Raw genomic sequence first — 24,535 nt, 5'->3', positions numbered from 1 at the left:
CAGGAGACCTGCAATGAGCGACAACGCCCCTCTCATCCATCCCACCGCGGTGATCGATCCGTCGGCGACGCTGGCGGCGGATGTGCGCGTCGGCGCCTTCACCCTGATCGGCGCCGAGGTCGAGATCGGCGAAGGCAGCGTGATCGGCCCGCATTGCAGCATCGTCGGCCCGACCCGGATCGGCCGCGGCAACCATCTGGTCGGCCACGTCGCGCTCGGCGGCGATCCGCAGGACAAGAAGTTCGCCGGCGAACGCACCGAACTGGTGGTCGGCGACCGCAACGTGATCCGCGAGTTCGTCACCGTCAGCCGCGGCACCGGCAACGGCGGCGGCATCACCCGCGTCGGCAGCGACAACTGGTTCCTGGCCTATACCCACGTCGCCCACGACTGCGTGGTCGGCGACCATTGCGTGTTTTCCAACAACACCACCCTGGCCGGGCATGTCGAAGTCGGCGACCACGTGATCATCAGCGGCTTCGCCGGCGCGCACCAGTTCTGCCGCATCGGCGATCACGCCTTCCTCGGCATGGGCGCGCTGATCAACGGCGACGTGCCGCCGTTCACCATGGTCGGCGGCAACTCGCTGGGACGCCCGCGCGGCATCAACAGCGAAGGTCTCAAGCGCCGCGGCTTCGACACCGAGCGCCTGGCCGCGATCAAGCGCGCCTACCGCGCGCTGTACGTGGCCGGCCTGCCGCTGGCCGAGGCCAAGCAGCAGCTGGCGGTGCTGGCCGAAAGCAGCGAGGACGTGCGCGCGATGCTGGAATTCATCGAAGCCAGCGAGCGGCCGTTGTTGCGATGAACATCGGGACTCGGGACTCGGGACTCGGGACCCGGAACAGCACCCGTCCGGAGCGGATTCAAGGCGGCACTGCGCCTTTCGAGTCCCGAGTCCCGAGTCCCGAGTCCCGCACTCCGAGTCCCGAGTCCCAAGTCCCGAGTCCCGGCGCAGCCAAGCTGCGCATCGCCCTGGTCGCCGGCGAGGCCTCCGGCGACCAGCTGGGCGCCGGGCTGATCGAGGCGCTGCGCGCGCGCTATCCGCAGGCCGAATTCGCCGGCATCGGCGGCGATGCGATGCGCAACGCCGGCTGCCAGACCTGGTTCGATGCCAGCGAACTGGCGGTGATGGGGCTGATGGAGGTGCTGCGGCACCTGCCGCGGCTGCTGAAACTGCGCCGCGAGCTGCGCCAGCGCCTGCTGGACTGGCGCCCGGACGTGTTCGTCGGCATCGACGCGCCCGACTTCAACCTCGGCGTGGAGCGCTGGCTCAAGCAGCGCGGCATCCGCACCGTGCACTACGTGAGCCCGTCGGTGTGGGCCTGGCGCGAACGGCGCGCGGCCAAGATCGGCGCCAGCGCCGACCGGGTGCTGTGCCTGTTCCCGATGGAACCGCCGATCTACGCCAGGCACGGCGTGGATGCGCGCTTCGTCGGCCACCCGATGGCCGACGCGATCGCCCTGCACGAGGACCGCGATGCGGCGCGCGCCGAACTCGGCCTGCCGGCCGGCGCGACCGTGCTGGCGGTGCTGCCGGGCAGCCGCCTGGGCGAGATCGGCCGGCTCGGCGATACCTTCTTCGCCGCCGCCTGGCAGGTGCTGCAGCAGACGCCAGGCGCGCATGTGCTGGTGCCGGCCGCCAATCCCGCATGCAAGGCCTTGCTGGCCGAGCAGCTGTCGCGCTCGGCCTTGCCGGTGGTGTATTCGCACCTGCTCGACGGCCAGGCCCGTACCGCGCTGCTCGCCGCCGACGTGGTGCTGCTCGCCTCCGGCACCGCCACGCTGGAGGCGATGCTGGTGAAGCGGCCGATGGTGGTCGGCTACAAGGTTGCGCCGCTGACCTACCGCATCGTCAAGGCGCTGGGCCTGCTGAAGGTGGACCGCTACGCGCTGCCCAACATCCTCGCCGGCCACGATCTGGCGCCGGAACTGATGCAGGACGCCTGCACCCCGGAGGCGCTCGCCGCCGCACTGCTGCACTGGCTGCGCGACCCGCAGGCGGTGGCCGCGCTGCAGCCCGAGTACGCGCGCCTGCACCAGTTGCTGCGCCAGGACGCCTCGGCGCGTGCGGCCGATGCGGTAGCGGAATTGCTGGAGCAGCGGGACTCGGGACTCGGGACTCGGGACTCGGAAGAAGCAACAGCATGAAGCATCCCGATCGCACGTCCCCGCAGCACCCCCTGCTTTCCGAGTCCCGAGTCCCGGGTCCCGAGTCCCGGCTCTACGCCGGCGTCGACGAAGCCGGGCGCGGGCCGCTGGCCGGGCCGGTGGCGGTGGCCGCGGTGGTGTTCGATCCGGCGCGCCCCCGCATCAACGGCCTGGACGATTCCAAGCAGTTGACCGCCGCGCGCCGCGAGACGCTGTACGCACGCATCGTCGAGCGTGCGCTGGCCTGGCAGGTGGTGCTGATCGAGGCCGGGGAGATCGACCGGCTGAACATCTACCAGGCCACCATGCTGGGCATGCGCCGCGCGGTCGAGGGCGTGGCGCACGTGGCCGGTTTCGCGCGCATCGACGGCAACCGCGTGCCCAAGGGCCTGCCCTGCGCCGCCGAGGCGCTGGTCGGCGGCGACGGCCTGGACCGCGCGATCATGGCCGCCTCGATCGTGGCCAAGGTCACCCGCGACCGCCTCATGCAGCGCCTGCACGAACAGCATCCGCACTACGGCTTCGACCTGCACAAGGGCTACCCCACCCCGGCGCACCTGGCCGCCCTGGCCGCGCACGGTCCGTGCCCGCAGCATCGGCGCAGCTTCGCGCCGGTGCGGCGTGCGTTGCTGGGGCGGGACCCGGGACTCGGGACCCGGGACCCGGAACAGCCGCAGAGCGCATAGCTTCCGGCCTGCAACAGCGCGCACAGGGTCCGCACGCGGCGGACCACCGGGTCCCGAGTCCCCGGTCCCGAGTCCCGAGACTGTCAAGCCTTGCCCGTCCCCGCCCCCGCCGCTACCCTGCCCGGGCATCGTTCTGGTTCCGCATGTCCACTTCCCGCTTCGCCCATCTGCACGTCCACACCGAGTTCTCGCTGGCGGATTCGACCATCCGCGTGCCCGAGAAACCGGATCAGGCCGACCCGAAGAAAGCCAAACAGGCCAACCTGCTCAGTCGCGCGGTCGAACTGGAGTTGCCCGCGCTCGCGGTCACCGACCTGAACAACCTGTTCGCGCTGGTCAAGTTCTACAAGGCCGCCGAAGGCGTGGGCATCAAGCCGATCGCCGGCGCCGACCTGCTGATCGCCGACAGCGCCGCGGAGACGCCGTGGCGGCTCACCGTGCTGTGCCGCAACCGCGACGGCTACCTGAGCCTGTCGCGGCTGCTGACCCGTGCCTGGCTGGAAGGCCACCGCAACGAAGGCGGCGTGGCGATCCGCCCGGAATGGCTGCAGGCCGGCAGCGACAACCTGTTCGCGCTGGCCGGGCGCGACAGCCTGGCCGGACGCCTGGCCAGCGAAGGCCGCCACGACCTGGCCGAGCAGCAACTGGCCGACTGGCAACGCATCTTCGGCGACGGCCTGCACCTGGAACTGACCCGCACCGGCCGCGACGGCGAGGAGGCGTTCAACCAGTTCGCGCTGCATGCCGCCGGCACCCGCGGCTTGCCGGTGGTGGCCAGCAACGACGTGCGTTTCCTGTACGCCAGCGATTTCGCCGCGCACGAGGCGCGCGTGTGCATTTCCTCCGGCCGCGTGCTCGACGACCCCAAGCGCCCGCGCGACTACAGCGACCAGCAATACCTGAAGTCGTCCGAGGAAATGGCCGCGCTGTTCGCCGACATTCCCGACGCCATCGACAACACGCTGGCGCTGGCGCAGCGCTGCAACATCGAGATGCAGCTGGGCACCTACTTCCTGCCCGCCTACCCGGTGCCCGACAACGAGACGCTGGACAGCTGGATCCGCAGCCAGTCGCGCGACGGCCTGGCCGCGCGCCTGGAGAAGAACCCGCTGGCGCCGGGCAAGACCCGCCAGGACTACGTCGACCGGCTCGAGTTCGAGCTGGACACGATCATCAAGATGGGCTTCCCCGGCTACTTCCTGATCGTGGCCGACTTCATCCAGTGGGGCAAGAACCAGGGCATCCCGATCGGCCCGGGCCGCGGCTCCGGCGCCGGCTCGCTGGTGGCGTGGGCGCTGCAGATCACCGACCTGGACCCGCTGCCGTACAACCTGCTGTTCGAGCGCTTCCTCAATCCCGAACGCGTGTCGATGCCCGACTTCGACATCGACTTCTGCATGGACCGCCGCGACGAGGTCATCGACTACGTGGCGCGCAAGTACGGGCGCGACCGGGTCAGCCAGATCATCACCTACGGCACCATGGCGGCCAAGGCGGTGGTGCGCGACTGCGGCCGCGTGCTCGGCTTCCCGTACGGCCTGGTCGACGGCGTGGCCAAGCTGATCCCCAACATCCTCGGCATCACGCTGAAGGACGCGATGGGCGAAGGCAAGGACAGCGAGATGGCCTCGCCGGAGCTGATCCAGCGCTACCAGAGCGAGGACGACGTCCGCGACCTGATGGACCTGGCGCGGCAGCTGGAGGACCTGACCCGCAACGCCGGCAAGCACGCCGGCGGCGTGGTGATCGCGCCGACGCCGCTGTCCGACTTCTGCCCGCTGTTCGCCGAACACGACGTCGACAACCTGGGCAGGAACCCGGTCACCCAGTTCGACAAGGACGACGTCGAGCAGGTCGGCCTGGTCAAGTTCGACTTCCTCGGCCTGCGCACGCTGACCATCATCGACTGGGCGGTGAAGGCGATCAACGTGCGCCATGCGCGCGCCGGCATCCCGCCGGTGGACATCACCGCGATCCCGCTCGACGACGCGCCCACCTACAAGGGCATCTTCGCCTCGGGCAACACCGGCGCGGTGTTCCAGTTCGAATCCTCGGGCATGCGCCGGCTGCTCAAGGACGCCAAGCCCGACCGCTTCGAAGACCTGATCGCGCTGGTGTCACTGTACCGCCCCGGCCCGATGGACCTGATCCCGGACTTCAACGCGCGCAAGCACGGCCAGCAGGAGATCATCTACCCCGATCCGCGCACCGAAGCGATCCTGAAGGACACCTACGGCATCATGGTGTACCAGGAGCAGGTGATGCAGATGGCGCAGATCGTCGGCGCCTACTCGCTGGGCGGCGCCGACCTGCTGCGCCGCGCGATGGGCAAGAAGGTGCCGGCCGAGATGGCCAAGCACCGCGAGATCTTCCGCGAGGGTGCGGCCAAGGGCGGCGTCGGCGAGGCCAAGGCCGACGAAATCTTCGACCTGATGGAGAAGTTCGCCGGCTACGGCTTCAACAAGTCGCACGCCGCCGCCTACGCGCTGGTCAGCTACCAGACCGCATGGCTGAAGCGGCACTACCCGGCCGAGTTCATGGCCGCGACGCTGTCCTCGGACATGGACAACACCGACAAGGTGGTCGGCTTCCTCGACGAGGTGCGCAACCTCGGCCTGACCGTGCTGCCGCCGCGGCTCAACGCCTCGGCGTACATGTTCGAAGCGGCCACGCCGGACACCATCCAGTACGGCCTGGGCGCGATCAAGGGCGTGGGCCGCGGCGCCTGCGAGGCGATCGTGGCCGAGCGCGAGCGCGGCGGCGAATACGCCTCGCTGCTGGATTTCTGCACGCGCGTGGAATCGGCCAAGCTCAACAAGCGCACCCTGGAAGCGCTGATCAACGCCGGCGCGATGGACGGGCTGGGCAGCAACCGCGCCACGCTGATGCTGCAGCTGCCGGAGGTGATGAAGGCCACCGAGCAGATGGCGCGCGAGCGCGCCTCCGGGCAGAACTCGCTGTTCGGCGGCGCCGACACCAGCGCCCCGGCGCTGCACCTGGACCTGTCGGAAAGCAAGGAATGGCCGCTGGGCCAGCTGCTGACCGGCGAGCGCGAGACGCTGGGCTTCTACCTCAGCGGCCACCCGTTCGATCCGTACCGCGAGGAAGTGCGCGAGCTGGTCGGCTGCGACCTGGGCGCGCTGGAGAAGATCTGCGCGCAATCCGGCGGCGGGCGCGGCGGCGGCGGCGACGGCGAGAAACGCGCCTGGCGCCCGGAAACCAGCGCGATCCTCGCCGGCCAGGTGGTCGGCGTGCGCCGCAAGGGCGACAGCCAGGTGTTCGTGCAGCTCGAGGACGGCCGCGGCCGGGTCGAGTGCAGCGCGTTCACCGACGCCATCGCCGAGTTCGGCCACCTGCTCACCCGCGACCGCATCCTGATCGTCAAGGGCGGCGTGCGCGAGGACGAATTCAACGGCGGCTATGCGATGCGCATCCGCCAGTGCTGGGACTACGAACAGATCTGCACCCACCACGCGCAGCGCCTGTCGCTGCGCCTGGACCTGCGCCAGCGCAGCACCTGGCCGCGCATCGACGCACTGCTGGCGCGCCACCGCCCCGGCAAGACGCCGCTGCGCCTGGACCTGCTGCTGCAGTCCGAACACGGCGCCGTGGCCGGCATGCTCGACCTCAACGGCAGCCACGCGGTGCGCGTGGACCCGCAACTGCTGGACACCCTGCGCGCCGATCCGGGCGTGCGTGCGGTGAAGGTCAAGTACAGCCCGCCGTGGGCGTGAGAAGCCGGGAGTGGGGAGTCGGGAATGGAGAATGGGAAAAGCAGGATCTGCGCTCACCGCCCTGACTGCAGCTGTGCCGCCTTGTCGATTCCCCATTCCCCACTCCCCATTCCCGGCCCCAACCGCACGGCCCCGTACGGGTGACCGACATCGGTTCGGCTAAACTGCGCCCCTTACGTTCACGACGGCCTCCAATGAATCCGAACTACCTCGACTTCGAGCAACCCATCGCCGATCTGGAAGCCAAGATCCAGGAACTGCGCAGCGCCAGCACCGCCCCGGCGGTCAACGTCGACACCGAGGTGCGCGCGCTGCAGGACAAGCTGCGGGTGCGCACCGCGCAGATCTTCCGCGACCTGTCGTCGTGGCAGATCTCGCAGCTGGCGCGGCATCCGCAGCGTCCGTACACGCTGGACTACATCAACGTGTTCTGCGACGAGTTCCAGGAACTGGCCGGCGACCGCGCGTTCGCCGACGACAAGGCGATCGTCGGCGGCCTGGGCCGCATCGACGGGCGCCCGGTGGTCATCATCGGCCACCAGAAGGGCCGCGACACCAAGACCAAGGTCGCGCGCAACTTCGGCATGCCGCGTCCGGAGGGCTACCGCAAGGCGCTGCGGCTGATGAAGCTGGCCGAGCGCTTCAAGCTGCCGCTGCTGACCTTCATCGACACCCCTGGCGCCTATCCCGGCATCGGCGCGGAGGAGCGCGGCCAGAGCGAGGCGATCGCGCGCAACCTGCTGGAGATGGCCGAGCTCAAAGTGCCGGTGATCTGCACCGTGATCGGCGAAGGCGGCTCCGGCGGCGCGCTGGCGATCGGCGTCGGCGACCGCACCCTGATGCTGGAGTACGGCACCTATTCGGTGATCTCGCCGGAAGGCTGCGCCTCGATCCTGTGGAAGGACGCGGCCAAGGCCAAGGACGCGGCCGAGCAACTGGGCCTGACCGCCAAGCGCCTGTCCGCGCTGGGCCTGGTCGACAAGGTCGTGCGCGAGCCGATCGGCGGCGCGCACCGCAACCCCACGCAGATGGCCAGGCGCCTGAAGGCGGTGCTGCTCAACGAGCTGGACGCGCTGGAAAAACTGCCGCTCGAGCAGTTGCTGCAGAAGCGCTACGAGCGCCTGCGCGGCTACGGGGCGTACGAAGCGGCCTGATCGCGACACAAGGAAGCGTTGTCCATGAATCCCATCGTCCTGCTGTCGCTGGCCTTGCAGCTGGCCTGCTGCGTGCACGTGGTGCGCAGCGGCCGCCCGCTGTACTGGATCTTCATCCTGCTGATCTTTTCGTATCTGGGGATCCTGATCTACGTGATCGCCGAACTGCTGCCGGAATGGCGCAACGATCCGCGCGCGCGCCGCCACCTGCGCAAGGTCGGCGCCACCCTCGATCCGAACCGCGACAAGCGCACCGCCGGCAACCGCCTGGAACTGGCCGACACCGTGGACAACCGCCGGCAACTGGCCGAGGTGCACCTGGGCAATGGCGAGTACGCACAGGCCGCCGAGGTGTTCGAGAGCGGCTTGCGCGGCATCCACCGCGACGACCCCGGACTGCTGCTGGGACTGGCCAAGGCGCAGTTCGGCCTGGACCAGCCGGCCGCGGTGAAAGCCACGCTGGACCGGCTGATCGCCGCCAACCCGCAGTTCCGCTCGCACGACGGCCACCTGCTCTACGCGCGTGCCACCGAGGCGCTGGGCGACACCGACGCGGCGCTGGAAGAATACGCCGCGCTCGCCGACGACTACCCCGGCGAAGAAGCGCGCGTGCGTTACGCGCAACTGTTGCAACGCGCGGGCCAGCCGCAGCGCGCGCGCGAAGTGTTCAACGAAGTGCTGAAGCGCTCCAGCCTGGCCCCGCGCTACTACCAGCGCGACCAACGCCAGTGGATCGACCTGGCCCGCAGCGAACTAAAACAACTAGACAGCCGCAGCACCTAGTTGCTTGAGCAAGCCCGGAAAGGATCGGCGACCAGGATTTTCCAATCCCCAATCCCCAATCCCCAATCCCAAATCCCAAATCCCGGCTCAGAACGGCTTCGCCAACACCAACCAGATCACCACCAGCAGCGCCAGCACCGGCAGTTCGTTGAACAGGCGCAGCGCGCGCGAGGACGGCAGCGTGCGCGCCTGGCCCACGCCCTTGAGCCAGCGCCCGCTGAAGATGTAGTAGCCGAGCATCAGCGCCACCAGGCCCAGCTTGGCGTGCAGCCAGCCGCTGTGCCCGGGCGCGACCATGGTCGGGAAGTCGGGCAGCACCTTGTAGCCCAGCCACAGCGTCAGCCCCAGCAGCAGCGCCAGGCCGAACATCATGTGGCCGAAGCGGTACAGGCGCCGCCCCATCAGCACCAGCCGTGCCTGCACCTCCGCCTGCCCTGCGCTCTCGGCGATGTTGACCAGGATCCGCGGCAGGTAGAACACCGCCGCCATCCATGCGACCACGAACAGCAGGTGCAGGGACTTGATCCACAGATAGAGTTGCATGCGCTGGCTCCGGGTCGCTGGCGTAGGATGTCACGCCATTTTCGCCGATTCGCCTCGCGCCCGCACGGACCCACGACCCCGCATGGACAAACAGTACGACGCCGACTATTTCCAGCGCTGGTATCGCCGCGACGATATCGGCGGCAACGCGCGCCTGGCGCGCAAGGTCGCCCTCGCCGTCGCCCAGGCCGAGTACTACCTGGAACGGCCGATCCGCAGCGTGCTCGACATCGGCTGCGGCGAAGGCGCCTGGCGCGCGCCGCTGCTGAAGCTGCGGCCGAAACTGCGCTATCTGGGCTTCGACAGCAGCGAGTACGCGGTGGCGCGCTACGGCCGCCACCGCAATCTGCGCCCGGCGCGGTTCGGCGATTTCGCCTGGCTGCGGCCGTGCGCGCCGGTGGACTTGCTGGTGTGCTCGGACGTGCTGCACTACGTCCCCAACCGCGAATTGCGCCAGGGCCTGCCGGGCCTGGCCGAGCTGTGCGGCGGGGTCGCGTTCCTGGAGACCTTCGCCGTGGAGGACGCCTTCGACGGCGACCATGCCGGCTTCCAGCCGCGTCCGGCGCGCTGGTACCGGCGCCAGTTTGGTGCGCTCGGACTGCGCCCGGTCGGCAGTCATTGCTGGCTGTCGCCAGCGCTGGCGGGGGATGCGGCGGCGCTGGAAACGATTGGTCTGGTGCCCCATTAAGGTGCAACCACCCCGGATAGGATATGCTGCACGGCAGCATACGCTCAGGATGGAAACACCGGCATGCTCTACCAGTGGCACGAACTGACCCGCAACCTGCTCGCCCCCTGGGTCCACCAGGCCGCGGCCAACGCCAAGATCTTCTCCGACGCCAATAGCCTGTGGGCCACGCTCCCGGGCGCCGAGCGCCTGGCCGCCAGCAACGAACTGCTGCACCGGCTCGGCAAGGACTACGAGAAGCCGGCCTGGGCGCTGGACCATGTCGAGGTCGACGGCCACCCGCTGCCGATCGTCGAGCAGGAAGTGCTGCGCAAGCCGTTCTGCCGCCTGCTGCGCTTCAAGCGCTTCAGCGACGACGCCAAGGTCGTGGCCGGGCTCAAGCAGCAGCCTGCCGTGCTGGTGGTGGCGCCGCTGTCCGGGCACCACGCCACCCTGCTGCGCGATACCGTGCGCACCCTGCTGCGCGACCACAAGGTCTACGTCACCGACTGGATCGACGCGCGCATGGTGCCGCAGAGCGACGGCGACTTCGGCCTGGACGACTACGTCAACTACGTGCAGGACTTCATCCGCCACATCGGCGCCGACAAGCTGCACGTGATCAGCGTGTGCCAGCCGACCGTGCCGGTGCTGGCCGCGGTGTCGCTGATGGCCGGACGCGGCGAAGCCACGCCGCGCTCGCTGGTGATGATGGGCGGGCCGATCGACGCGCGCCGCAGCCCGACCCAGGTCAACAACCTGGCCACGCGCAATCCGCTGTCCTGGTTCGAGCACAACGTCATCCACACCGTGCCGCAGACGTATCCCGGGCACGGCCGCGCGGTGTATCCGGGCTTCCTGCAGCACACCGGGTTCCTGGCGATGAACCCCAGCCGGCACTTCATGTCGCACTGGGATTTCTACGCCAACCTGGTCAAGGGCGACCTGCAGGACGCCGAGGCGCACCGCCGTTTCTACGACGAGTACAACGCGGTGCTGGACATGCCCGCGACCTACTACCTGGACACGATCCGGGTGGTGTTCCAGGAGTTCCTGCTGCCGCGCGGGGAATGGGTGATCGGCGGCGAGCGGGTGGATCCGGCGGCGATCCGCGACACCGCCCTGCTCAGCATCGAAGGCGAACTGGACGACATCTCCGGCCTGGGCCAGACCGCCGCCGCGCAGGACCTGTGCACCGGCATCGCCGCGCAGCGCCGCCAGCATCTGGAAGTGGAAGGCGCCGGCCACTACGGCATCTTCAGCGGCCGCCGCTGGCGCGACATCGTCTATCCGCAGGTGCGCGCGTTCATCGCCGCCAACGCGACCACCACGGCGCAGGCGCCGAGCGGCAACGTCACCCCGCTCAAGCGCCGCGGCAGCCGCAAGGCCGGCTGAGCGGCGTACCGCGGCCGGCAGCTGCCGGCCGCGGCGACACGGTCATTGCGCCGCGCTGTGCACCAACAGGTGCTTGGCCAGCATGCCGTGCAACTTGCCGACGGCGCGCGCCAGGTGCAGCGTGGCGAACAGCAGCACGATGCCCAGCGCACTCCACAGCGGCAGCAGCCACGGCGCGCTTTCGGTGACGTTCCAGTCGACGAACATCGCGTTGAACTGGTGCGGGAGGAAAAATCCCAGCGGTGCCGCCGCGAACGCCAATCCGGTACTCAGCAGGGTGATGAACACACTGAAGTAGAAGATCCCCAGCGGCAGCATCAACAGGAAATACAGCATCGTGGTCCAGGTCCGCGCGTCGGTGAACATCTGTGCGATGCGTCGCAACCATGGCTGCTCCGGTGCGCTGTACAGTGGGCGCCGCGGCATGCGCTCGCCCAGCAAGACCTCGACGATACGCCCTTCCACCAGCGACAGCAGCCGCACCGAACCGAAGAACAGCACCAGCAACGGCACGCCGATGATCAGCACCAGCATGCCCAGCGAGACGCTGACCCCGGCGACCACCCAGGTGAAGTAGAAGATGCCGGTGACCAGCGCCAGCAGCATGTAGAACAACGCACCGTAGGCGCGCGGATCGGCGGCCACGCCGAAGAAGCGGCCGAGCAGCGACTTGCGCCTGGGTGGCGCCGGCGGCTTCAGCGCGCGGTTCACCGTGACCTCGGTGTCGCGATAGATCGCGGCCACCTCCTCCGGCGCGCCGTAGCTGCCGGCGACCTCGGCGATGACCTCGGCCTCGCTCTTGCCGGCCTGCTCGGCCAGCTCGGCGCGCAGGTATTCCTCCGCGTCGTACAGCGCATCCTGGACCAGCGCCGGGTCGGCGCCGGCCAGCGCCGTGCGCAATTGCGCCAGATAGTCGGGAATGGTGGCCGGCAACGGCCGCGCCTGGCGTTGTTCGCTGCTCATTCTGAAATCCCCTTCAGGACGGAATCGACGGAATCGCGGGTGGCGCGCCACGCCGCTGCCCACTGCTGCAAGGTGGCGTGGCCGGGGTCGGTAATGCGGTAGTAGCGCCGTGGCGGCCCGGCCACCGACGGTTCGACATGGCTGGACAGCAGGCCGGCCGCTTCCAGATTGCGCAACACCGGATACAGCGCGCTCTGCTTGCCGCTGAGCACGCCCTCGCCCACTTTTTCCAGGCGCTTGGCGATCAGGTAGCCGTACAGGGGTTCCTTGGCCTCGGCCAGCACCGCCAGCAGCGCGAGCGATACCGTGCCCGCGCTCAGCTCCTTCTGGAACTTCTTCAGCTGTGCATCCGGCTCGACCATGACCGCTCCCCAACTAGGTTGGAATGCATACTAGTGTTGAGTCAGGTATAGCGAATGTGCCCATAGTCATGGTGCCGCGGGTGATGCCCGGTCGCAGCGGCCGCTGGCGAGCGGCGTCCCTGCCGCATCGCGCGACGCATCGGTCTACACGGCGGAGCGGCCGAAGGCCTTCCAGGCGGCGCAGCCTAGGGCGCGACCTGGGCCATGAGGGCCAGCGGCCGTCCTTCGGAGTCCTTGAAGAACGCCATCCACTCTTCCGTCCCGCCGCCATGGCGATGGACCATGTGCGGGACGTTGATGAACGCGACGCCGCGCGACGCCAGCCGTTCGTATGCGCCCAGGATGTCGTCGACGCGGAAGTAGAGGATGGAATCGGCCGTGGACGCGGCGGCCTGCTGGGTCAACAGCAGTCGCGTGCCGGCGCAGTCGAAGAACGCCATCGGGCCGAAGGTGTAAAGATGCGGCAGCCCAAGCACCTCGCCCTACCAGCGCGCCGCCGCGTCGATGTCGTCGACGGACCTGCAGATCTGACCGATTTTTCCGAGCGATCGCGCTTCCACCGTCGTTGTCTCCTTGCCGCTGTCCAGGGCGCTTGCGCGCGGTGCACGAAACCATTGTCCAAGCGCCTTGCGATCGGGCAGGCCGAGCTTGGCCAGGATATTGGCCATGTGGAACTTGACCGCGTCCAGGCTGACGCCTTTTCCCGCCGCAATCCGGCGGTTGCTGAGGCCATGCTGCACCGCATGCGCGAGGCGCCACTCGGCCGGCGTGAGGACGTCGTCGTGCGCCGGCCGTCCCCTTGGTCGCTTCTTGGCCATGGCTGATGGTCGCCTCCCGCCACCGGATTTTCCCTACCCGCTCCGCGTGCTGCCGCCGCCGGCGGGCGACCGCTGCCCAGCCGACGCCGGCCACCGGCTCGGCGCCATTGGCAGCGCCGCAGGCATGGGTAAGAATCGACCACCTCCCACCAGGCCGACGCCATGCCCTTGCGCCCCACCCTGCTCGCCCTCGCGCTGTCGCTGTCTGCCGGCGCCGCGCTGGCGGCGCCGCCGACGGCCACGCCGTACCGCAGTCCGCAGCAGATCCTGGACGCCTCCAAGCCCAGCGACTGGCGCACGCTGGACCCGGCCAACACGCTGTACCTGGAGCTGGACAGCGGCCGCGTGGTCATCGAGCTGGCGCCGGCGTTCGCGCCGCAGCACGTCGGCAATATCCGCACCCTGGCCCACGAGCACTTCTGGGACGGCCTGAGCATCTACCGCTCGCAGGACAATTTCGTGGTGCAGTTCGGCGATCCCGACGGCGAGGAGCCGGACAAGGCCAAGTCGCTGGGCTCGGCCAAGCGGCACCTGCCTGCCGAGTTCCAGCGCGACGCCAAGGGCCTGGCATTCCAGGCGCTGCCCGACCGCGACGGCTGGGCACCGCAGGTGGGCTTCGTCGACGGCTTCCCGGCCGCGCGCGACCCCAAGGACGGCAAGGCGTGGCTGGCGCACTGCTACGGCACCCTCGGCGCCGGCCGCAACAACGACGAGGACAGCAGCATCGGTGCCGAACTGTACGTGGTCACCGGGCAATCGCCGCGGCAGCTGGACCGCAACATCACCGTGGTCGGGCGCGTGGTCAAGGGCATGGAGCTGCTCAGCGTGATGCCGCGCGGACCGGACCCGATGGGCTTCTACGCCAAGCCCGAACAGCGCACCCCGATCCGCGCGATCGAGCTCGCCAGCGACCTGCCCGAGGCCGAACGCACTCCGCTGCAGCTGCTGCGCACCGACACGCAGACCTTCCGCGACGTGGCCGAAGCGCGGCGCAACCGCAAGGACGCGTTCTACAAGCGCCCGGCCGGGCACATCGACCTGTGCAACGTGCCGCTGCCGGTGCGCACGCCGCCGCAGTAGTTCGCCATCGCGCTCGCCGGCGGGCCGCACCATGCATCGTGCCGGTGCGGCGCCAACGGCCTACGCCGGCGCTGTGCCGCGGCGCTCGGGTTCGCGCGCGTGCAGGAAGCGGGTGAACAGCTCGCGTGGCTGTTCCACCCCGCAGTCGCTCAGCAGCATGGCGATGTTGCCGCGGTGATAGGCGCCGTGCGCCAGCACGTGAAACAGCATTTCCTCGCGCGTCATCGTGCCGGCATCGCCGTCGGTGAAGCGGAATGCGCGCGACTGTTGCAATGCGGTCGCATCGAGCTGGACGACGTAGCCGGCATACCACCGGTCGGATTCGGCGACGGCCGCGTGCAATGCCTCCAGCGCCGGCGTCTCCGGCGTGTTGCTGGCCGTGAACGCATGCGTGCCGCCGTCCAGGTGCGCGGCGAAGATCCGGTCCACGACGTAGGTGTGGTTCAACAGCCGGATCGCGCGCTGCCGTGGCGCCGGATACGCGGCCGCGTCGATCTGCGCCAGCGCCTGCAGCAGTTCGGCGTTGGCCCAGGCCTTGTAGGCGAATTGCGATGCGAGCAGGGAAGCGGTCATCGGCAAGTCCCTCAACGCGCGCGCTGGCTGAAGGCGACGCTGCCCAGGATCAGCGCGCCGGCCAGCAGCATGCTCCAGGTCAACGGCTCGCCGAGGATCGACCAGGACAGCAGCGCGCCGAACACCGGGACCAGGTAGGTCACCGTGGACGCGCGCGCCGGGCCGATGCGCTGGATCAGCCGGTAGTACATCAGGAAGGCGAGGCCGGTGCAGACCACGCCCAGCGCGCCGGCGCAGGCCCAGGCCACCGCCGGCACCGGCGCGGCCGGCCAATGCGTCCATGCCAGCGGCGCCAGCAGCACTGCGCTGCAGCCCAGCGTGGAGGCGGCCGACGCCGCCGGCGGCAGGTCGCTCATATGGCGCTTCACCAGGCTGTAGCCGATGCCGTACAGCAGCGAGGCGGTGGCGCCGGCGAACGCCGCCGGCCCCACGCTCAGCCCGGCCGACTTGCCGGTGGCCAGGACCACGATGCCGACGAAGCCGATCAGCAGCGCCACCGCGCGGCGCACGCCGATCTTCTCGCCGAAGAACAGGAACGCAATCAGCGCGGTGAACAGCACGGTCATCGCGTTGCAGATCGCGCCGATCGCCGCCGGCGCATGCTGCGCGCCCCAGGCGAACAGCAGGAACGGCAACGCCGAGTTGAGCAGCCCGATCGCCGCCAGCGTCGGCCAGCGCCGCAGCGGAAAGCGCGCACGCGCCATCCATAGGAACGGCAGCAGCACCGTCGCCCCCAGCGCCAGGCGCAGTTCCACCAGCGCATAGGCGCCGAACTGCGGCGCCGCCACGCGCATGAACAGGAACGAGCAGCCCCAGACGATGCCCAGGAACAGCAGCTCCAGGGGCGTGCGCCAGTCGCGCACCGCGGGTACCGGAAGGACGTCGGCTGGATCGCCGGACGCGGGATGGGCTGCATTCACCGTGTTGTCTCCTGGATTCATCTTGTGTCCGCTGCCGTCGATCGTGCCGTCGCCGCGGACGCGGCTGCCACCTGCCACCGGGCAACAGGCAACGCGCGCGAACAGCGGCGGAAGCGGGGTCGCGCACCAACGCGGCCCGTACCGGCCCCGCATCTTGCGCATGGCTGCCAGGATCGCGCTCCGCCGCAACGCCCACAAGCGCGTAGTATCGTCGCGAGCCACAAATCTGCCGCGTGTCTAGCCATGCAACTGCGCCCTGCCCTGCTGCCCGCGCTCGGCGTGTTCGCCGCCGCGGCGCGCCACCAGAACTTCGCCCATGCCGCGGAGGAACTGCACCTCACCGCCAGCGCGGTCAGCCACCACGTGCGCAAGCTGGAAGCGCTGCTCGGCGCGACGCTGTTCCAGCGCCACGCGCGTGGGGTCAAGCTGACCGCCGAGGGCCGGCAACTGGCCGATGCGGCCAGCGCGGCGCTGGCCGACATCGCCGCGGTGGCCGGCAACCTGCACCCGCAGGCCGATACCGCGCCGCTGCGCATCACCACGCTGCGCTCGCTGTCCTACTGCTGGCTGCTGCCGCGGCTGCCGCGCTTCTGCCAGGCGCATCCGCACGTGCGCCTGGACATCCAGACCGACGCGGCGTTCTCGCGCTTCGAGGACGGCGGCCCCGAGTTGGGCATCCGCTACGGCCAGGGTGCGTGGCCGGGACTGACCTCGCACCACCTGATGGACGACGCACTGTTCCCGGTGGCCTCGCCGGCGCTGCCGCAACTGGCCACGCTGCGCCGCCCCGAGCAGATCGCGCAGCTGCCGCTGCTCACCGACATGTCGCCGCAGGGCTGGCGCGACTGGTTCCGCGCCGCCGCGGTGCGCGGCGTGGAGCTGCCGCCGATGCACACCTTCAACGACAGCACCGATGCGATGCGCGCGGCGGTGTACGGCGTCGGCGCCGTGCTGGCGCGCAAGCACATCGCCCAGCCCTACCTGCAGCGCTACGAACTGGTGCGGCTGCCCGGCCCGGCGCTGAAGGCGCGTTATTCCTACTACATCGTGCATCCCGGCCACCGCCTGCCCAGCCCGGCGGCCAGCCAGTTCATCGACTGGCTCAAGCGCGAGGCGCTGGACGAACGCACGCCCATGCCGGCGCTGCCGGCGGAACTGCTCGGGTTGCCGCCGAGGGCGGGTTAGCCGCTCGCGCCTGGCCGCCCGCTCCTGCAAAACGCCACCGCCCGAAATCGGGACCGTTCGCACTGGGCGCTTGACACACCGACATCGATGCGTCATTAATTAGCTAATTCGTTAATTATCTAATCCCTGATGTCCATCGACCGCGTCTTCGAAGCCCTCGCCTCCCGCCCGCGCCGCGAGATCCTGGCCTACCTGTCGGCGCAGGAACTCACCGCCGGGCAGATCGGGCAGCGCTTCGCGATGAGCGCGCCGGCGATCTCGCGGCACCTGTCGGTGCTGGAAGCGGCCGGGCTGGTGTCGAGCGAGCGCCGCGGCCAGTTCGTGGTGTACCGGCTGACCCCCGACAACCTGGTCAATACGCTCAGCGGCTTCGCCTTCGAGGTCTGCCCCAGCGCCGGCCCGCTCAAGCGCGAAGCGCGCAAGCTGGCGAAGAAGAACGCCTGACCCGTCCCTCCCCGGCCAAAAGGAACCCGCCGATGTCCACCGCCCCGCTCCGCGAAACCGCTGCCGCACAGGCAGGTTTTCCCTCCGTGCGCCTGGCCTCGTACAGCGGCGGACTGCCGGTGGAAGTGACCCTGATCGCGCAGCTCGGCGCCGGCGCCGGTGATCCGCTGATCGCCCAGGCCTGCGTGCGCCAGCGCGCGCACCCCAGCTTCCACGATGCGCTGGACGAACCGTCGGCACGGCTGGCCGACACCGATTTTGCCAATGGCGAATCGACCGCGCTGTTCTCCTTCGCGGTCGGCGCGAACGGGCATCCCTTCCATCGCCACGCCGGGCACCGCATGTTCACCGCGATCACCGGCAGCGGCGGCGCGCAGCTGCGCTTCTGCACCGCATCGATGGCGCAGCTCGAGCAGGACCCGCAGCATTTCCTGGCCGCATTGCGCCACGTCGACCTGCCGGCCGACTGCCTGTTCACCGTGCGCTTCGGCGGCGGCACCTGGCACCAGTTCGCGCCGCTGCGCGCGAACGCAGCGCACCCGGCGTTCTTCGCGCTGTCCTGCCACAGCGACGAGGCCGGCGGCGACCTGAGCGCGGACGTGCGCGCACGGGTCATGGCCGGCACCGCCGACATCGCCACGCTGACCGAATTGCTGCCGGAGGCGGTGCGCGCACTGCTGGCGTCGCCGCCGGCGCAGGCGCTGCAGGTGCCGACCGTGCGCCTGTCGCTGTCCGCCTCGCCCGGCAGCCGGCGCCTGGCCTGGTGCGCGGACCTGCGCGCGCGCAGCGGGCGCCTGCGCCAGGCGCTGGGCAGGTGGCGGCATCCGCCCGGCTTCGTCGCGCTGGCGCCGCGCCTGGCAGCGGTGCGCGCGCGGCCGCAGCCGGTGCCCGGCTCGCTGCTGTGGGACGAACTGCAGGCGCACGACCACCAGGACAGCGTGCGCCTGCGGCTCGAGGCGCATCAGCTGCGCCAGCGCGGCGCGCACGCGCTGATGGTGGCGCTGCTGGAAGGTTTCCTGCAGCGTCGGCCGCTCGGCGTGACCTGGCTGATGCGGATCCGCAACACGCTGGTCGCGCCGCTGCGGCTGCGCACCTCGCCGCTCGGGTGTCCGGTGTCCTCGCTGCTGTCGCCGCAGCGCGAGCGCCTGTTCGCCGGCCGCTTCCCGGTGCTGGGCCAAGCGCACGCCGCGCACGACCGGCGCGCGCAGGTGCTGCTCGGCGCCGACGACCGGCACCTGGCGTTCCGCAGCTGCGTGGGCGTGGACGTCGCCGAGGACGGCAGCGTCGAACTGAGCCTGGACACGCGCGTGGCCTGCCGCAACTGGTTCGGCCGCCTGTACATGGCGCTGATCGCGCGCGGCCATCGCCACTACATCGCCCCGGCGATGCTGCGCGCGGCGGCCGAGGCGCTGCTGGCGCCGGTGTACGCCGAGACCACGGTGGATCACGCCGTTCTCGGCAGCGCCGCGTCGCAACCGCGCTGAGCCGTCATCACTTGGTCTTAGCCGGTGCCTGCCTAGCCTTGCCTTCCCCCGACTCAGAGGAAGACGCATGCCCCTGCTCCGTATCCGCATCACCGGCAGTGAAGACGACGCCCGCGCCATCATCAACCTGCTCGGCAGCCTGGAAGGCATCGAGCACGTCGAGGAAATCGACGATCTGATGAGCCATATGGACGACGACGATTCCAGCTCCGCCGGCCTGCCCGACGACCAGGGTCCGGGCACCCACGAAGTCGAGATCGAATCCGGCAACCTCGCCACCGCGCAGAAGGTGCGCGAAGCGGTGGAGGCGTTGGCCTTCGACCTGGAAGTGATCGTGGAATTCGAGCAGGACGAAGGCTAGCGCCTTCTCTCTATCCGCTGCCGAAGCACTGCAGGAGCGGTTTCAGCTGCGACAGGTCTCAATGACAAAGCCCGTCGCAGCTGAAGCCGCTCCCACAAGTGACAGCATCGAGAGCGCCGGTTTCCTAGACGCGCCTGCGTCGCCGACGCAGCCAGGCGACCAGCCACCACAGCACCACGCCGAGCAGCACGAACGGGGTCAGCGCCGCGATCGCACGGATCGCCCAGGCGGTGGCGGAGGCGAAGATCGCGCCCGTGTCGGCGAAGGCTGCGCCGATCTCGCTGCGGCTGCGCTCGCCATCGAACGCGGCGAACTGCAGGGTCAAGCGCTGCGTCTGGATGCGCCGGCGCTGCTGCGCCGCCTCCTGGCTGGCGGCCAGCAATTGCGTATCGAGTTCGGCCAGCTTCGCCGACAGGCTGATCATGTCGGCGACGCTGAGGTCGCGGCGCTGCTGGAATTCCTGCAGGCGGCGCTGTTCGGCCTGCAGGCGCTGCTGCAACGCGGCGTTGTCCTGCACCGCCTGCGCCAGGTCCTCGGCATGGGTGCTGCGGCTGCCGATCTCGCCGCCATTGCCGGCCTGCGCGATCATCGGCTCCACCCCGGCGGGCACGATGCGCACGCTCAGTGCGGCCCGCGGATAATCACCGCCGCTTTGCTGCAGCGACAGCACGTTGCAGGCGCCGAAGCGTCCGTTGAGGCAGCTGTCCTGGGCCTGCTTGAGCCGCGCCTGGATCTGCGCCGCCGGCAGTTGCACCTTCACCTCGTGCTCGTAGGCCAGCATCGCCGCGCGGCCATCGATGGTCGGTGCAGCGGCCGGCGCGGCGGCGGGCGCCACGGCCGCGCCTTCGGCGCTGTGCCTGGAGCAGGCGGCGAGCGCCAGCATCAGCAGCAAGGGCGCACAGACGATGCGGATGTTGCTTGTTGTGGGAGCGACTTCAGTCGCGACGGGCTGTACCGGGAAGGCCCGTCGCGACTGAAGTCGCTCCCACACCATGGTAGGTAGCCACCAGTACCACGAGCGCGCCGTCACAGGCTGGCTCCGTCGACGGTATGCACCTGCAGCGCGCCCAGGTCCAGCTGCGGCAGGCAGCGCACGTTGACCGCCACCGTCGCCTCGCCGGTCTTGGGATGGGCGCCTTCGCTGAACGGCGCGATGCCGCAGTCCGGGCAATGGTGATGGTCGATGTGCTGGCGATTGAACCGATACGTGCCCAAGGCCTGCGGCGCGCTGCGCAGCGTCAGCACCGCGCGCGCGCCGAACCACAGCAATCCGCCGCGGCGGCGGCACAACGAACAGTTGACCTCGGCGATCGGCGCCTCGATTTCCAATTCGAATGCGCTACCCCCGCAATGGCAGCTGCCCGTATCGTTCATCCCTGCACTCCCGTCCAAGAAGAAGCGCCAGAGTAATCGAACGGCAGGTGCGCGCGCCGCCGCGGCCGCCTATGCTTGCGGATCGACTCGCCACAGGAAACCCGATGCGCAAGCACCTGCTCGCTGCCGCCCTGCTCGCCGCCCTCGCCGGCTGCCAGAAGCCCGCCGACGCGCCGACGACGGCGTCCGCCGCCACGCCCGGCGCCGCTGCCGACGCCGCCGATCCGGCCGCCGACGCCAGCTTCGCTGCGCTGTCCAAGCGTGCCGTGGACACCTGGATGCAGCTGTCCCCGGTCGGCGCCACCCAGACCGGCGATCACCGCTACGACAGCGAGCTGGACGATCTCAGCGCCGCCGGCCGGCAGAAGAGCCTGGAGGCGAGCAAGCAGCTGCTGGCGGACCTGGACAAGCTGCAGGTGACCAAGCTCTCGCGCGAGAACCAGGTGGATGCGGCGATCCTGCGCAACCAGTTGCAGTCGGACATCTGGAGCAGCGAGGTGGCGCAGAGCTGGGCCTGGGATCCGCAGGTCTACAACGGCCTGGCCGGCGGCGCGATCTACGGGCTGATGGCGCGCGAATTCGCGCCGCTGCCGCAGCGGCTGAAGTCGGCCACCGCGCGCATGGAGAAGATCCCGGCGCTGTTCGCGCAGGCGCGCGCGAACCTGGACCCGGCGCGGGTGCCGCTGATCAACGCGCAGACCGTGGCCAAGCAGAACCAGGGCATCCTCAGCATCGTCGACACCTTCATCGTCCCGCACGTCAAGGAACTGCCCGACGCCGACGCGCAGCGCCTGCAGGCGGCGATCGACGGGCTGAAGCAGGCGGTGGCCGAGCAGCAGACCTGGCTGGACAAGACCCTGGTGCCCAACGCCAAGGGCGACTTCCGCATCGGTGCGGAAAACTACGACCAGAAGCTGAAATTCGCGCTCAACTCCTCGCTGTCGCGCGCCGAGATCAAGCAACGCGCCGACGCCGAACTCAAGCGCGTGCGCGAGGAGATGTACGGCATCGCCCGCACCGTGCTGAAGGACCGCCCGAACGCGCCGGCGCTGGTCGATGCGCCCAGCGACGCGCAGCAGCAGGCCGCGATCGAGGCGGCGCTGGAACTGGCCTACGCGCAGCACCCGGCGCGCGACAAGGTGGTCGAGGACGCCAAGGCCTCGCTGGCCTCCTCCACCGAATTCGTCCGCGCCAAGGACCTGCTGACCCTGCCCGACGCGCCGGTGGACATCATCCTGATGCCCGAGTTCCAGCGCGGCGTGGCGGTGGCGTACTGCGACTCGCCCGGCCCGCTGGACAAGAACCTGAAGACCTTCTACGCGGTGTCGCCGATTCCCGACGACTGGAGCGCGCAGCAGGCCGAGTCGTTCCTGCGCGAATACAACGGCCGCATGATCCACCTGCTGAGCATCCACGAAGGCGTGCCCGGCCATTACGTGGAAGGCTGGCACTCGGCCAAGTTCCCCTCCACGCTGCGCGGCGTGCTGCGCTCGGGCGTGTTCGCCGAGGGTTGGGCCGTGTACACCGAGCGGATGATGCAGGAGCAGGGTTACCTGGACAACGATCCGCTGTTCCACCTGGTGCAACTGAAGTTCTACCTGCGCAGCATCGCCAACGCGCTGCTCGACCAGGGCGTGCACGTGGACAACTGGAGCAAGGAACAGGCGATGCGGCTGATGGTGCACGACACCTTCCAGCAGCAGAGCGAAGCCGAAGGCAAGTGGGTGCGCGCGCAGCTGACCTCGGCGCAGTTGCCGACCTACTTCGTCGGCGTGCAGGAACACCTGGACCTGCGCAAGGCGATGCAGGCCAAGCTCGGCGACACCTTCGACCTGAAGGCCTACCACGACCAGGTGCTGTCCTACGGCGCGCCGCCGGTGCGCTTCGTGCGCGAGCTGATGCTGGACGAGCCGATCCAGTGAGGGGCCGGGAGTGGGGATTCGGGAGTGGGGATTCGTAAAAACGCTATCTCTCACCTGATTCCTTCACGTGATCCAACTGGAGAAAAGCCCCCCTTGAGTCAAGGGGGGCGCGCCGACAGGCGCGGGGATCTGGAAGGTGATGAGCCGGGGCCCGCGGTTTGCGCAGCGAACCGTGGGGGCGACAGCGCGCATGCGATGGCGCGACGCTGGCGCCGCACTCATCGTTTTGTGTCGTTGCGTATCGCCGCGGCGCTCCAGCCAAGCCACGGCAAGCCGAGCCGGCGCGGACGTATCGTTGCCGCACGCTCTGTATCGCAATGCATCGTGCCGAACATGCGACGACACGCATGCCGCGCACGTCCCTCCTAGCATCGGCAACGTCATCCTGCTTGCCGAGGCTCATCGTGAAATCGCCTGTCACCCTGCTGCTCCCCGCGTTGCTGTTGGCGGTCGCCTGCGCGAACGCCGCCGACGGTAGCACCCCCGCGCAGTCCCCTGCCGCCAGCGCCTGCACGCCGCCGGGTCCGCCACCGGACGCTGATGGCGCTGCACCGCCGGGCCCGCCGCCGGGGTCCGGCGACGCACCGCCATGCCCGCCACCGGACGGCATGCCGCCACCGCAGGGCAGGCACGGCGCCAGCGCCAAGGGCGGCGCAAGGCCGCCCGGCCCGCCACCGGGTGGCGCGCGCGCCTACACCCTGCGCGGCGCCTACACGGTCGACGCCGCCGTACCGGCACCCGAACGTGCGCGCCACTATCCGGCCGATGCCGCCGACGTGTCGTCGATCTGGGTCAGGCAACGCGGCGTGCTGCAGTTGCTCGACGCGCAGATCGACAAGCATGGCGACTCCTCGTCGCACGAGAACAGCAGCTTCTACGGCCTCAATGCCGCAGTGCTGGTCACCGCGGACGGGCAACTGCGCATGCACGGCGGACAGATCGTGGCCAACGGCATCGGCGCCAACGCGGTGTCTGTGGCCGATGCCGCCAGCCAGGCCACGCTGGAGCAGGTGCGGATCACCGCGCACGGCGTCGGCGCGCATGGCGTGGACGCGACCCGCGGCGGTCACCTGCAACTGCGCCAGGTGCAGATCGAAACCTTCGACGAAAGCGCGGCGGCGGTGGCCACCGATCGCGGTGGCGGCACCATCCAGGTCGAGGGGGGGCGCCTGCTCAGCCATGGCTACCGCTCCCCGGGACTGTATTCCACCGGTGACATCCGCATTCGCGGCGTGCAGGTCCAGGCAACGGGCGCGGAAGCGGCGGTCATCGAAGGTTCCAACCGGATCGAGGTGATCGACAGCGATCTGCGGGCCGCACGCGAGCGCGGCGCGATGCTGTACCAGAGCTTTTCCGGCGACGCGCATGGCCAGCTCAGCGTGTATGTGCAGCACGGCGGCAGTTTCCATGCGCAGCAGGGACCGCTGTTCTACGTGACCAACACGCAAGGCCAGATCGTGCTGGAGAACGTCGCCCTGACTGCCGATTCCGGCGTGCTGATCAAGGCGGCGGCGGGGCAATGGGGGACGCCCGGTCGCAATGGCGGCCAGGCGCTGGTCCAGGCCAATCGGCAGACCTTGCCCGGCGACGTGGTCGCCGCCGATGGCGGCAGCGTCAGCCTGGAGCTGACCACGCAAAGCACGCTGCATGGCCGCAGCGAGGGCGCGTCGCTGTCGCTGGACGCCAGCAGCCGCTGGATCGTCACCGGCGATTCGCGCGTGGCCGGACTGACCCTGGCCGGCACGACGCCGCAGGAGAAACTGGCGCATATCGACAGCCAGGGCCACGAGATCCGTTACGACCCGCGGCAGCCCGGAAACCGCTGGCTCGGCGGCAAACGCTGGGAGCTGCCGGGCGGCGGCCATCTTTCGCCGCAAGGCTGAGCCGCCGCCCGCGAAAACGCGCAGCAGCGCCAGGATCGGCATGCCGGTGGCTCAAG

General features: G+C 69.7%; 24 protein-coding genes. 15 read left to right on the top strand and 9 right to left on the bottom strand.

Annotated features, from left to right (window positions below):
• Positions 1-13 precede the first annotated feature (13 nt).
• The 6 genes from lpxA (at position 14) to NRY95_08295 (ending at position 8,505) form a co-directional block, all read left to right on the top strand.
• The gene (lpxA, locus tag NRY95_08320) at positions 14-805 is read left to right on the top strand and encodes an acyl-ACP--UDP-N-acetylglucosamine O-acyltransferase (GenBank protein ID UYC17945.1); all 792 of its coding nucleotides are present in this window, start codon (positions 14-16) and stop codon (positions 803-805) included.
• The gene (gene lpxB, locus NRY95_08315; GenBank protein UYC17944.1) at positions 802-2,148 is read left to right on the top strand and encodes a lipid-A-disaccharide synthase; all 1,347 of its coding nucleotides are present in this window, start codon (positions 802-804) and stop codon (positions 2,146-2,148) included. Before lpxA ends, lpxB begins: the two co-directional genes overlap by 4 nt.
• Positions 2,145-2,834, top strand: coding sequence for a ribonuclease HII (locus NRY95_08310; protein UYC17943.1), 690 nt, complete (start codon positions 2,145-2,147; stop codon positions 2,832-2,834). The genes lpxB and NRY95_08310 overlap by 4 nt, the downstream gene beginning before the upstream one ends.
• 143 nt (positions 2,835-2,977) lie before the next feature.
• Positions 2,978-6,568, top strand: coding sequence for a DNA polymerase III subunit alpha (dnaE, locus tag NRY95_08305; protein ID UYC17942.1), 3,591 nt, complete (start codon positions 2,978-2,980; stop codon positions 6,566-6,568).
• Positions 6,569-6,762: 194 nt separating this feature from the next.
• The gene (locus NRY95_08300) at positions 6,763-7,722 is read left to right on the top strand and encodes an acetyl-CoA carboxylase carboxyltransferase subunit alpha (GenBank protein ID UYC17941.1); all 960 of its coding nucleotides are present in this window, start codon (positions 6,763-6,765) and stop codon (positions 7,720-7,722) included.
• 24 nt (positions 7,723-7,746) lie between these two features.
• Complete coding sequence (locus NRY95_08295) at positions 7,747-8,505, top strand: tetratricopeptide repeat protein (protein ID UYC17940.1); 759 nt, start codon at positions 7,747-7,749, stop codon at positions 8,503-8,505.
• A gap of 87 nt (positions 8,506-8,592) precedes the next feature.
• Here the strand turns inward: NRY95_08295 and NRY95_08290 are convergent, their stop codons facing one another.
• The gene (locus NRY95_08290) at positions 8,593-9,048 is read right to left on the bottom strand and encodes a CopD family protein (protein ID UYC17939.1); all 456 of its coding nucleotides are present in this window, start codon (positions 9,046-9,048) and stop codon (positions 8,593-8,595) included.
• An 82-nt stretch (positions 9,049-9,130) separates the two neighbouring features.
• Between NRY95_08290 and NRY95_08285 the strand changes: the two genes are divergently transcribed.
• Together NRY95_08285 and phaZ are read left to right on the top strand one after the other, a co-directional pair.
• Positions 9,131-9,736 (top strand): class I SAM-dependent methyltransferase, encoded by a 606-nt coding sequence (locus tag NRY95_08285; GenBank protein UYC17938.1) that lies wholly within the window; start codon positions 9,131-9,133, stop codon positions 9,734-9,736.
• Between the two features lie 63 nt (positions 9,737-9,799).
• Complete coding sequence (gene phaZ / locus NRY95_08280) at positions 9,800-11,110, top strand: polyhydroxyalkanoate depolymerase (GenBank protein UYC17937.1); 1,311 nt, start codon at positions 9,800-9,802, stop codon at positions 11,108-11,110.
• Positions 11,111-11,152: 42 nt separating this feature from the next.
• On the opposite strand, the gene NRY95_08275 is transcribed toward phaZ, so the two are convergent.
• The 4 genes from NRY95_08275 to NRY95_08260 all read right to left on the bottom strand — a co-directional run bounded on the left by NRY95_08275 (position 11,153) and on the right by NRY95_08260 (position 13,253).
• Positions 11,153-12,073, bottom strand: coding sequence for a sensor domain-containing protein (locus NRY95_08275; GenBank protein UYC17936.1), 921 nt, complete (start codon positions 12,071-12,073; stop codon positions 11,153-11,155).
• Positions 12,070-12,435 (bottom strand): PadR family transcriptional regulator, encoded by a 366-nt coding sequence (locus NRY95_08270; protein UYC17935.1) that lies wholly within the window; start codon positions 12,433-12,435, stop codon positions 12,070-12,072. Before NRY95_08270 ends, NRY95_08275 begins: the two co-directional genes overlap by 4 nt.
• Before the next feature lie 185 nt (positions 12,436-12,620).
• Entirely contained in the window at positions 12,621-12,875 is a 255-nt protein-coding gene (locus NRY95_08265; protein UYC17934.1) for a VOC family protein, read from the bottom strand.
• Between the two features lie 42 nt (positions 12,876-12,917).
• Positions 12,918-13,253 (bottom strand): LuxR C-terminal-related transcriptional regulator, encoded by a 336-nt coding sequence (locus tag NRY95_08260; protein UYC17933.1) that lies wholly within the window; start codon positions 13,251-13,253, stop codon positions 12,918-12,920.
• 162 nt (positions 13,254-13,415) lie between these two features.
• Here NRY95_08260 and NRY95_08255 point away from each other — a divergent pair, with 162 nt between their 5' ends.
• Positions 13,416-14,333: a peptidylprolyl isomerase gene (locus tag NRY95_08255; GenBank protein ID UYC17932.1), complete on the top strand. Its 918-nt coding sequence runs from the start codon at positions 13,416-13,418 to the stop codon at positions 14,331-14,333.
• A gap of 60 nt (positions 14,334-14,393) precedes the next feature.
• Here NRY95_08255 and NRY95_08250 read toward each other — a convergent pair whose 3' ends face one another.
• Both NRY95_08250 and NRY95_08245 read right to left on the bottom strand, forming a co-directional pair.
• Positions 14,394-14,906 carry a DinB family protein gene (locus NRY95_08250; GenBank protein UYC17931.1) on the bottom strand — a complete coding sequence of 171 codons (513 nt, stop codon included), beginning with the start codon at positions 14,904-14,906 and terminating at the stop codon, positions 14,394-14,396.
• An 11-nt stretch (positions 14,907-14,917) separates the two neighbouring features.
• Entirely contained in the window at positions 14,918-15,826 is a 909-nt protein-coding gene (locus NRY95_08245; protein UYC17930.1) for a DMT family transporter, read from the bottom strand.
• Between the two features lie 243 nt (positions 15,827-16,069).
• Here NRY95_08245 and NRY95_08240 point away from each other — a divergent pair, with 243 nt between their 5' ends.
• From NRY95_08240 to NRY95_08225, 4 genes are all read left to right on the top strand, one after another.
• Positions 16,070-17,011 (top strand): LysR substrate-binding domain-containing protein, encoded by a 942-nt coding sequence (locus tag NRY95_08240; protein UYC17929.1) that lies wholly within the window; start codon positions 16,070-16,072, stop codon positions 17,009-17,011.
• A 129-nt stretch (positions 17,012-17,140) separates the two neighbouring features.
• Complete coding sequence (locus NRY95_08235; GenBank protein ID UYC17928.1) at positions 17,141-17,455, top strand: metalloregulator ArsR/SmtB family transcription factor; 315 nt, start codon at positions 17,141-17,143, stop codon at positions 17,453-17,455.
• Positions 17,456-17,487: 32 nt separating this feature from the next.
• Positions 17,488-18,939 carry a DUF2867 domain-containing protein gene (locus NRY95_08230; GenBank protein ID UYC17927.1) on the top strand — a complete coding sequence of 484 codons (1,452 nt, stop codon included), beginning with the start codon at positions 17,488-17,490 and terminating at the stop codon, positions 18,937-18,939.
• A 67-nt stretch (positions 18,940-19,006) separates the two neighbouring features.
• Positions 19,007-19,300: a hypothetical protein gene (locus tag NRY95_08225; protein UYC17926.1), complete on the top strand. Its 294-nt coding sequence runs from the start codon at positions 19,007-19,009 to the stop codon at positions 19,298-19,300.
• A gap of 124 nt (positions 19,301-19,424) precedes the next feature.
• On the opposite strand, the gene NRY95_08220 is transcribed toward NRY95_08225, so the two are convergent.
• Both NRY95_08220 and NRY95_08215 read right to left on the bottom strand, forming a co-directional pair.
• Positions 19,425-20,183, bottom strand: coding sequence for a DUF4349 domain-containing protein (locus tag NRY95_08220; protein ID UYC18535.1), 759 nt, complete (start codon positions 20,181-20,183; stop codon positions 19,425-19,427).
• A 143-nt stretch (positions 20,184-20,326) separates the two neighbouring features.
• The gene (locus NRY95_08215) at positions 20,327-20,674 is read right to left on the bottom strand and encodes an aldehyde-activating protein (protein UYC17925.1); all 348 of its coding nucleotides are present in this window, start codon (positions 20,672-20,674) and stop codon (positions 20,327-20,329) included.
• 104 nt (positions 20,675-20,778) lie between these two features.
• On the opposite strand from NRY95_08215, the gene NRY95_08210 reads away from it, so the two are divergent.
• Both NRY95_08210 and NRY95_08205 read left to right on the top strand, forming a co-directional pair.
• Entirely contained in the window at positions 20,779-22,596 is a 1,818-nt protein-coding gene (locus tag NRY95_08210; GenBank protein UYC17924.1) for a DUF885 domain-containing protein, read from the top strand.
• A 404-nt stretch (positions 22,597-23,000) separates the two neighbouring features.
• Positions 23,001-24,479 carry a hypothetical protein gene (locus tag NRY95_08205; protein UYC17923.1) on the top strand — a complete coding sequence of 493 codons (1,479 nt, stop codon included), beginning with the start codon at positions 23,001-23,003 and terminating at the stop codon, positions 24,477-24,479.
• Positions 24,480-24,535 lie beyond the last annotated feature (56 nt).

Origin of the sequence: Xanthomonas campestris pv. phormiicola, assembly GCA_025666215.1 — a bacterium.
Lineage (GTDB): Bacteria > Pseudomonadota > Gammaproteobacteria > Xanthomonadales > Xanthomonadaceae > Xanthomonas_A > Xanthomonas_A campestris_A.
This window is presented reverse-complemented; position numbering and strand designations above follow the sequence as displayed.

Coding starts and splice junctions, on each gene's coding strand:
- NRY95_08285 (UYC17938.1), top strand. CDS start 9,131: ATGGACAAACAGTACGACGCCGACTATTTCCAGCGCTGGTATCGCCGC.
- phaZ (UYC17937.1), top strand. CDS start 9,800: ATGCTCTACCAGTGGCACGAACTGACCCGCAACCTGCTCGCCCCCTGG.
- NRY95_08215 (UYC17925.1), bottom strand. CDS start 20,674: ATGAACGATACGGGCAGCTGCCATTGCGGGGGTAGCGCATTCGAATTG.
- NRY95_08295 (UYC17940.1), top strand. CDS start 7,747: ATGAATCCCATCGTCCTGCTGTCGCTGGCCTTGCAGCTGGCCTGCTGC.
- NRY95_08235 (UYC17928.1), top strand. CDS start 17,141: ATGTCCATCGACCGCGTCTTCGAAGCCCTCGCCTCCCGCCCGCGCCGC.
- NRY95_08240 (UYC17929.1), top strand. CDS start 16,070: ATGCAACTGCGCCCTGCCCTGCTGCCCGCGCTCGGCGTGTTCGCCGCC.
- NRY95_08270 (UYC17935.1), bottom strand. CDS start 12,435: ATGGTCGAGCCGGATGCACAGCTGAAGAAGTTCCAGAAGGAGCTGAGC.
- NRY95_08230 (UYC17927.1), top strand. CDS start 17,488: ATGTCCACCGCCCCGCTCCGCGAAACCGCTGCCGCACAGGCAGGTTTT.
- NRY95_08290 (UYC17939.1), bottom strand. CDS start 9,048: ATGCAACTCTATCTGTGGATCAAGTCCCTGCACCTGCTGTTCGTGGTC.
- NRY95_08210 (UYC17924.1), top strand. CDS start 20,779: ATGCGCAAGCACCTGCTCGCTGCCGCCCTGCTCGCCGCCCTCGCCGGC.
- NRY95_08250 (UYC17931.1), bottom strand. CDS start 14,906: ATGACCGCTTCCCTGCTCGCATCGCAATTCGCCTACAAGGCCTGGGCC.
- dnaE (UYC17942.1), top strand. CDS start 2,978: ATGTCCACTTCCCGCTTCGCCCATCTGCACGTCCACACCGAGTTCTCG.
- lpxA (UYC17945.1), top strand. CDS start 14: ATGAGCGACAACGCCCCTCTCATCCATCCCACCGCGGTGATCGATCCG.
- NRY95_08255 (UYC17932.1), top strand. CDS start 13,416: ATGCCCTTGCGCCCCACCCTGCTCGCCCTCGCGCTGTCGCTGTCTGCC.
- NRY95_08265 (UYC17934.1), bottom strand. CDS start 12,875: ATGGCGTTCTTCGACTGCGCCGGCACGCGACTGCTGTTGACCCAGCAG.
- NRY95_08225 (UYC17926.1), top strand. CDS start 19,007: ATGCCCCTGCTCCGTATCCGCATCACCGGCAGTGAAGACGACGCCCGC.
- NRY95_08310 (UYC17943.1), top strand. CDS start 2,145: ATGAAGCATCCCGATCGCACGTCCCCGCAGCACCCCCTGCTTTCCGAG.
- NRY95_08300 (UYC17941.1), top strand. CDS start 6,763: ATGAATCCGAACTACCTCGACTTCGAGCAACCCATCGCCGATCTGGAA.
- NRY95_08260 (UYC17933.1), bottom strand. CDS start 13,253: ATGGCCAAGAAGCGACCAAGGGGACGGCCGGCGCACGACGACGTCCTC.
- NRY95_08275 (UYC17936.1), bottom strand. CDS start 12,073: ATGAGCAGCGAACAACGCCAGGCGCGGCCGTTGCCGGCCACCATTCCC.
- lpxB (UYC17944.1), top strand. CDS start 802: ATGAACATCGGGACTCGGGACTCGGGACTCGGGACCCGGAACAGCACC.
- NRY95_08220 (UYC18535.1), bottom strand. CDS start 20,183: ATGCTGGCGCTCGCCGCCTGCTCCAGGCACAGCGCCGAAGGCGCGGCC.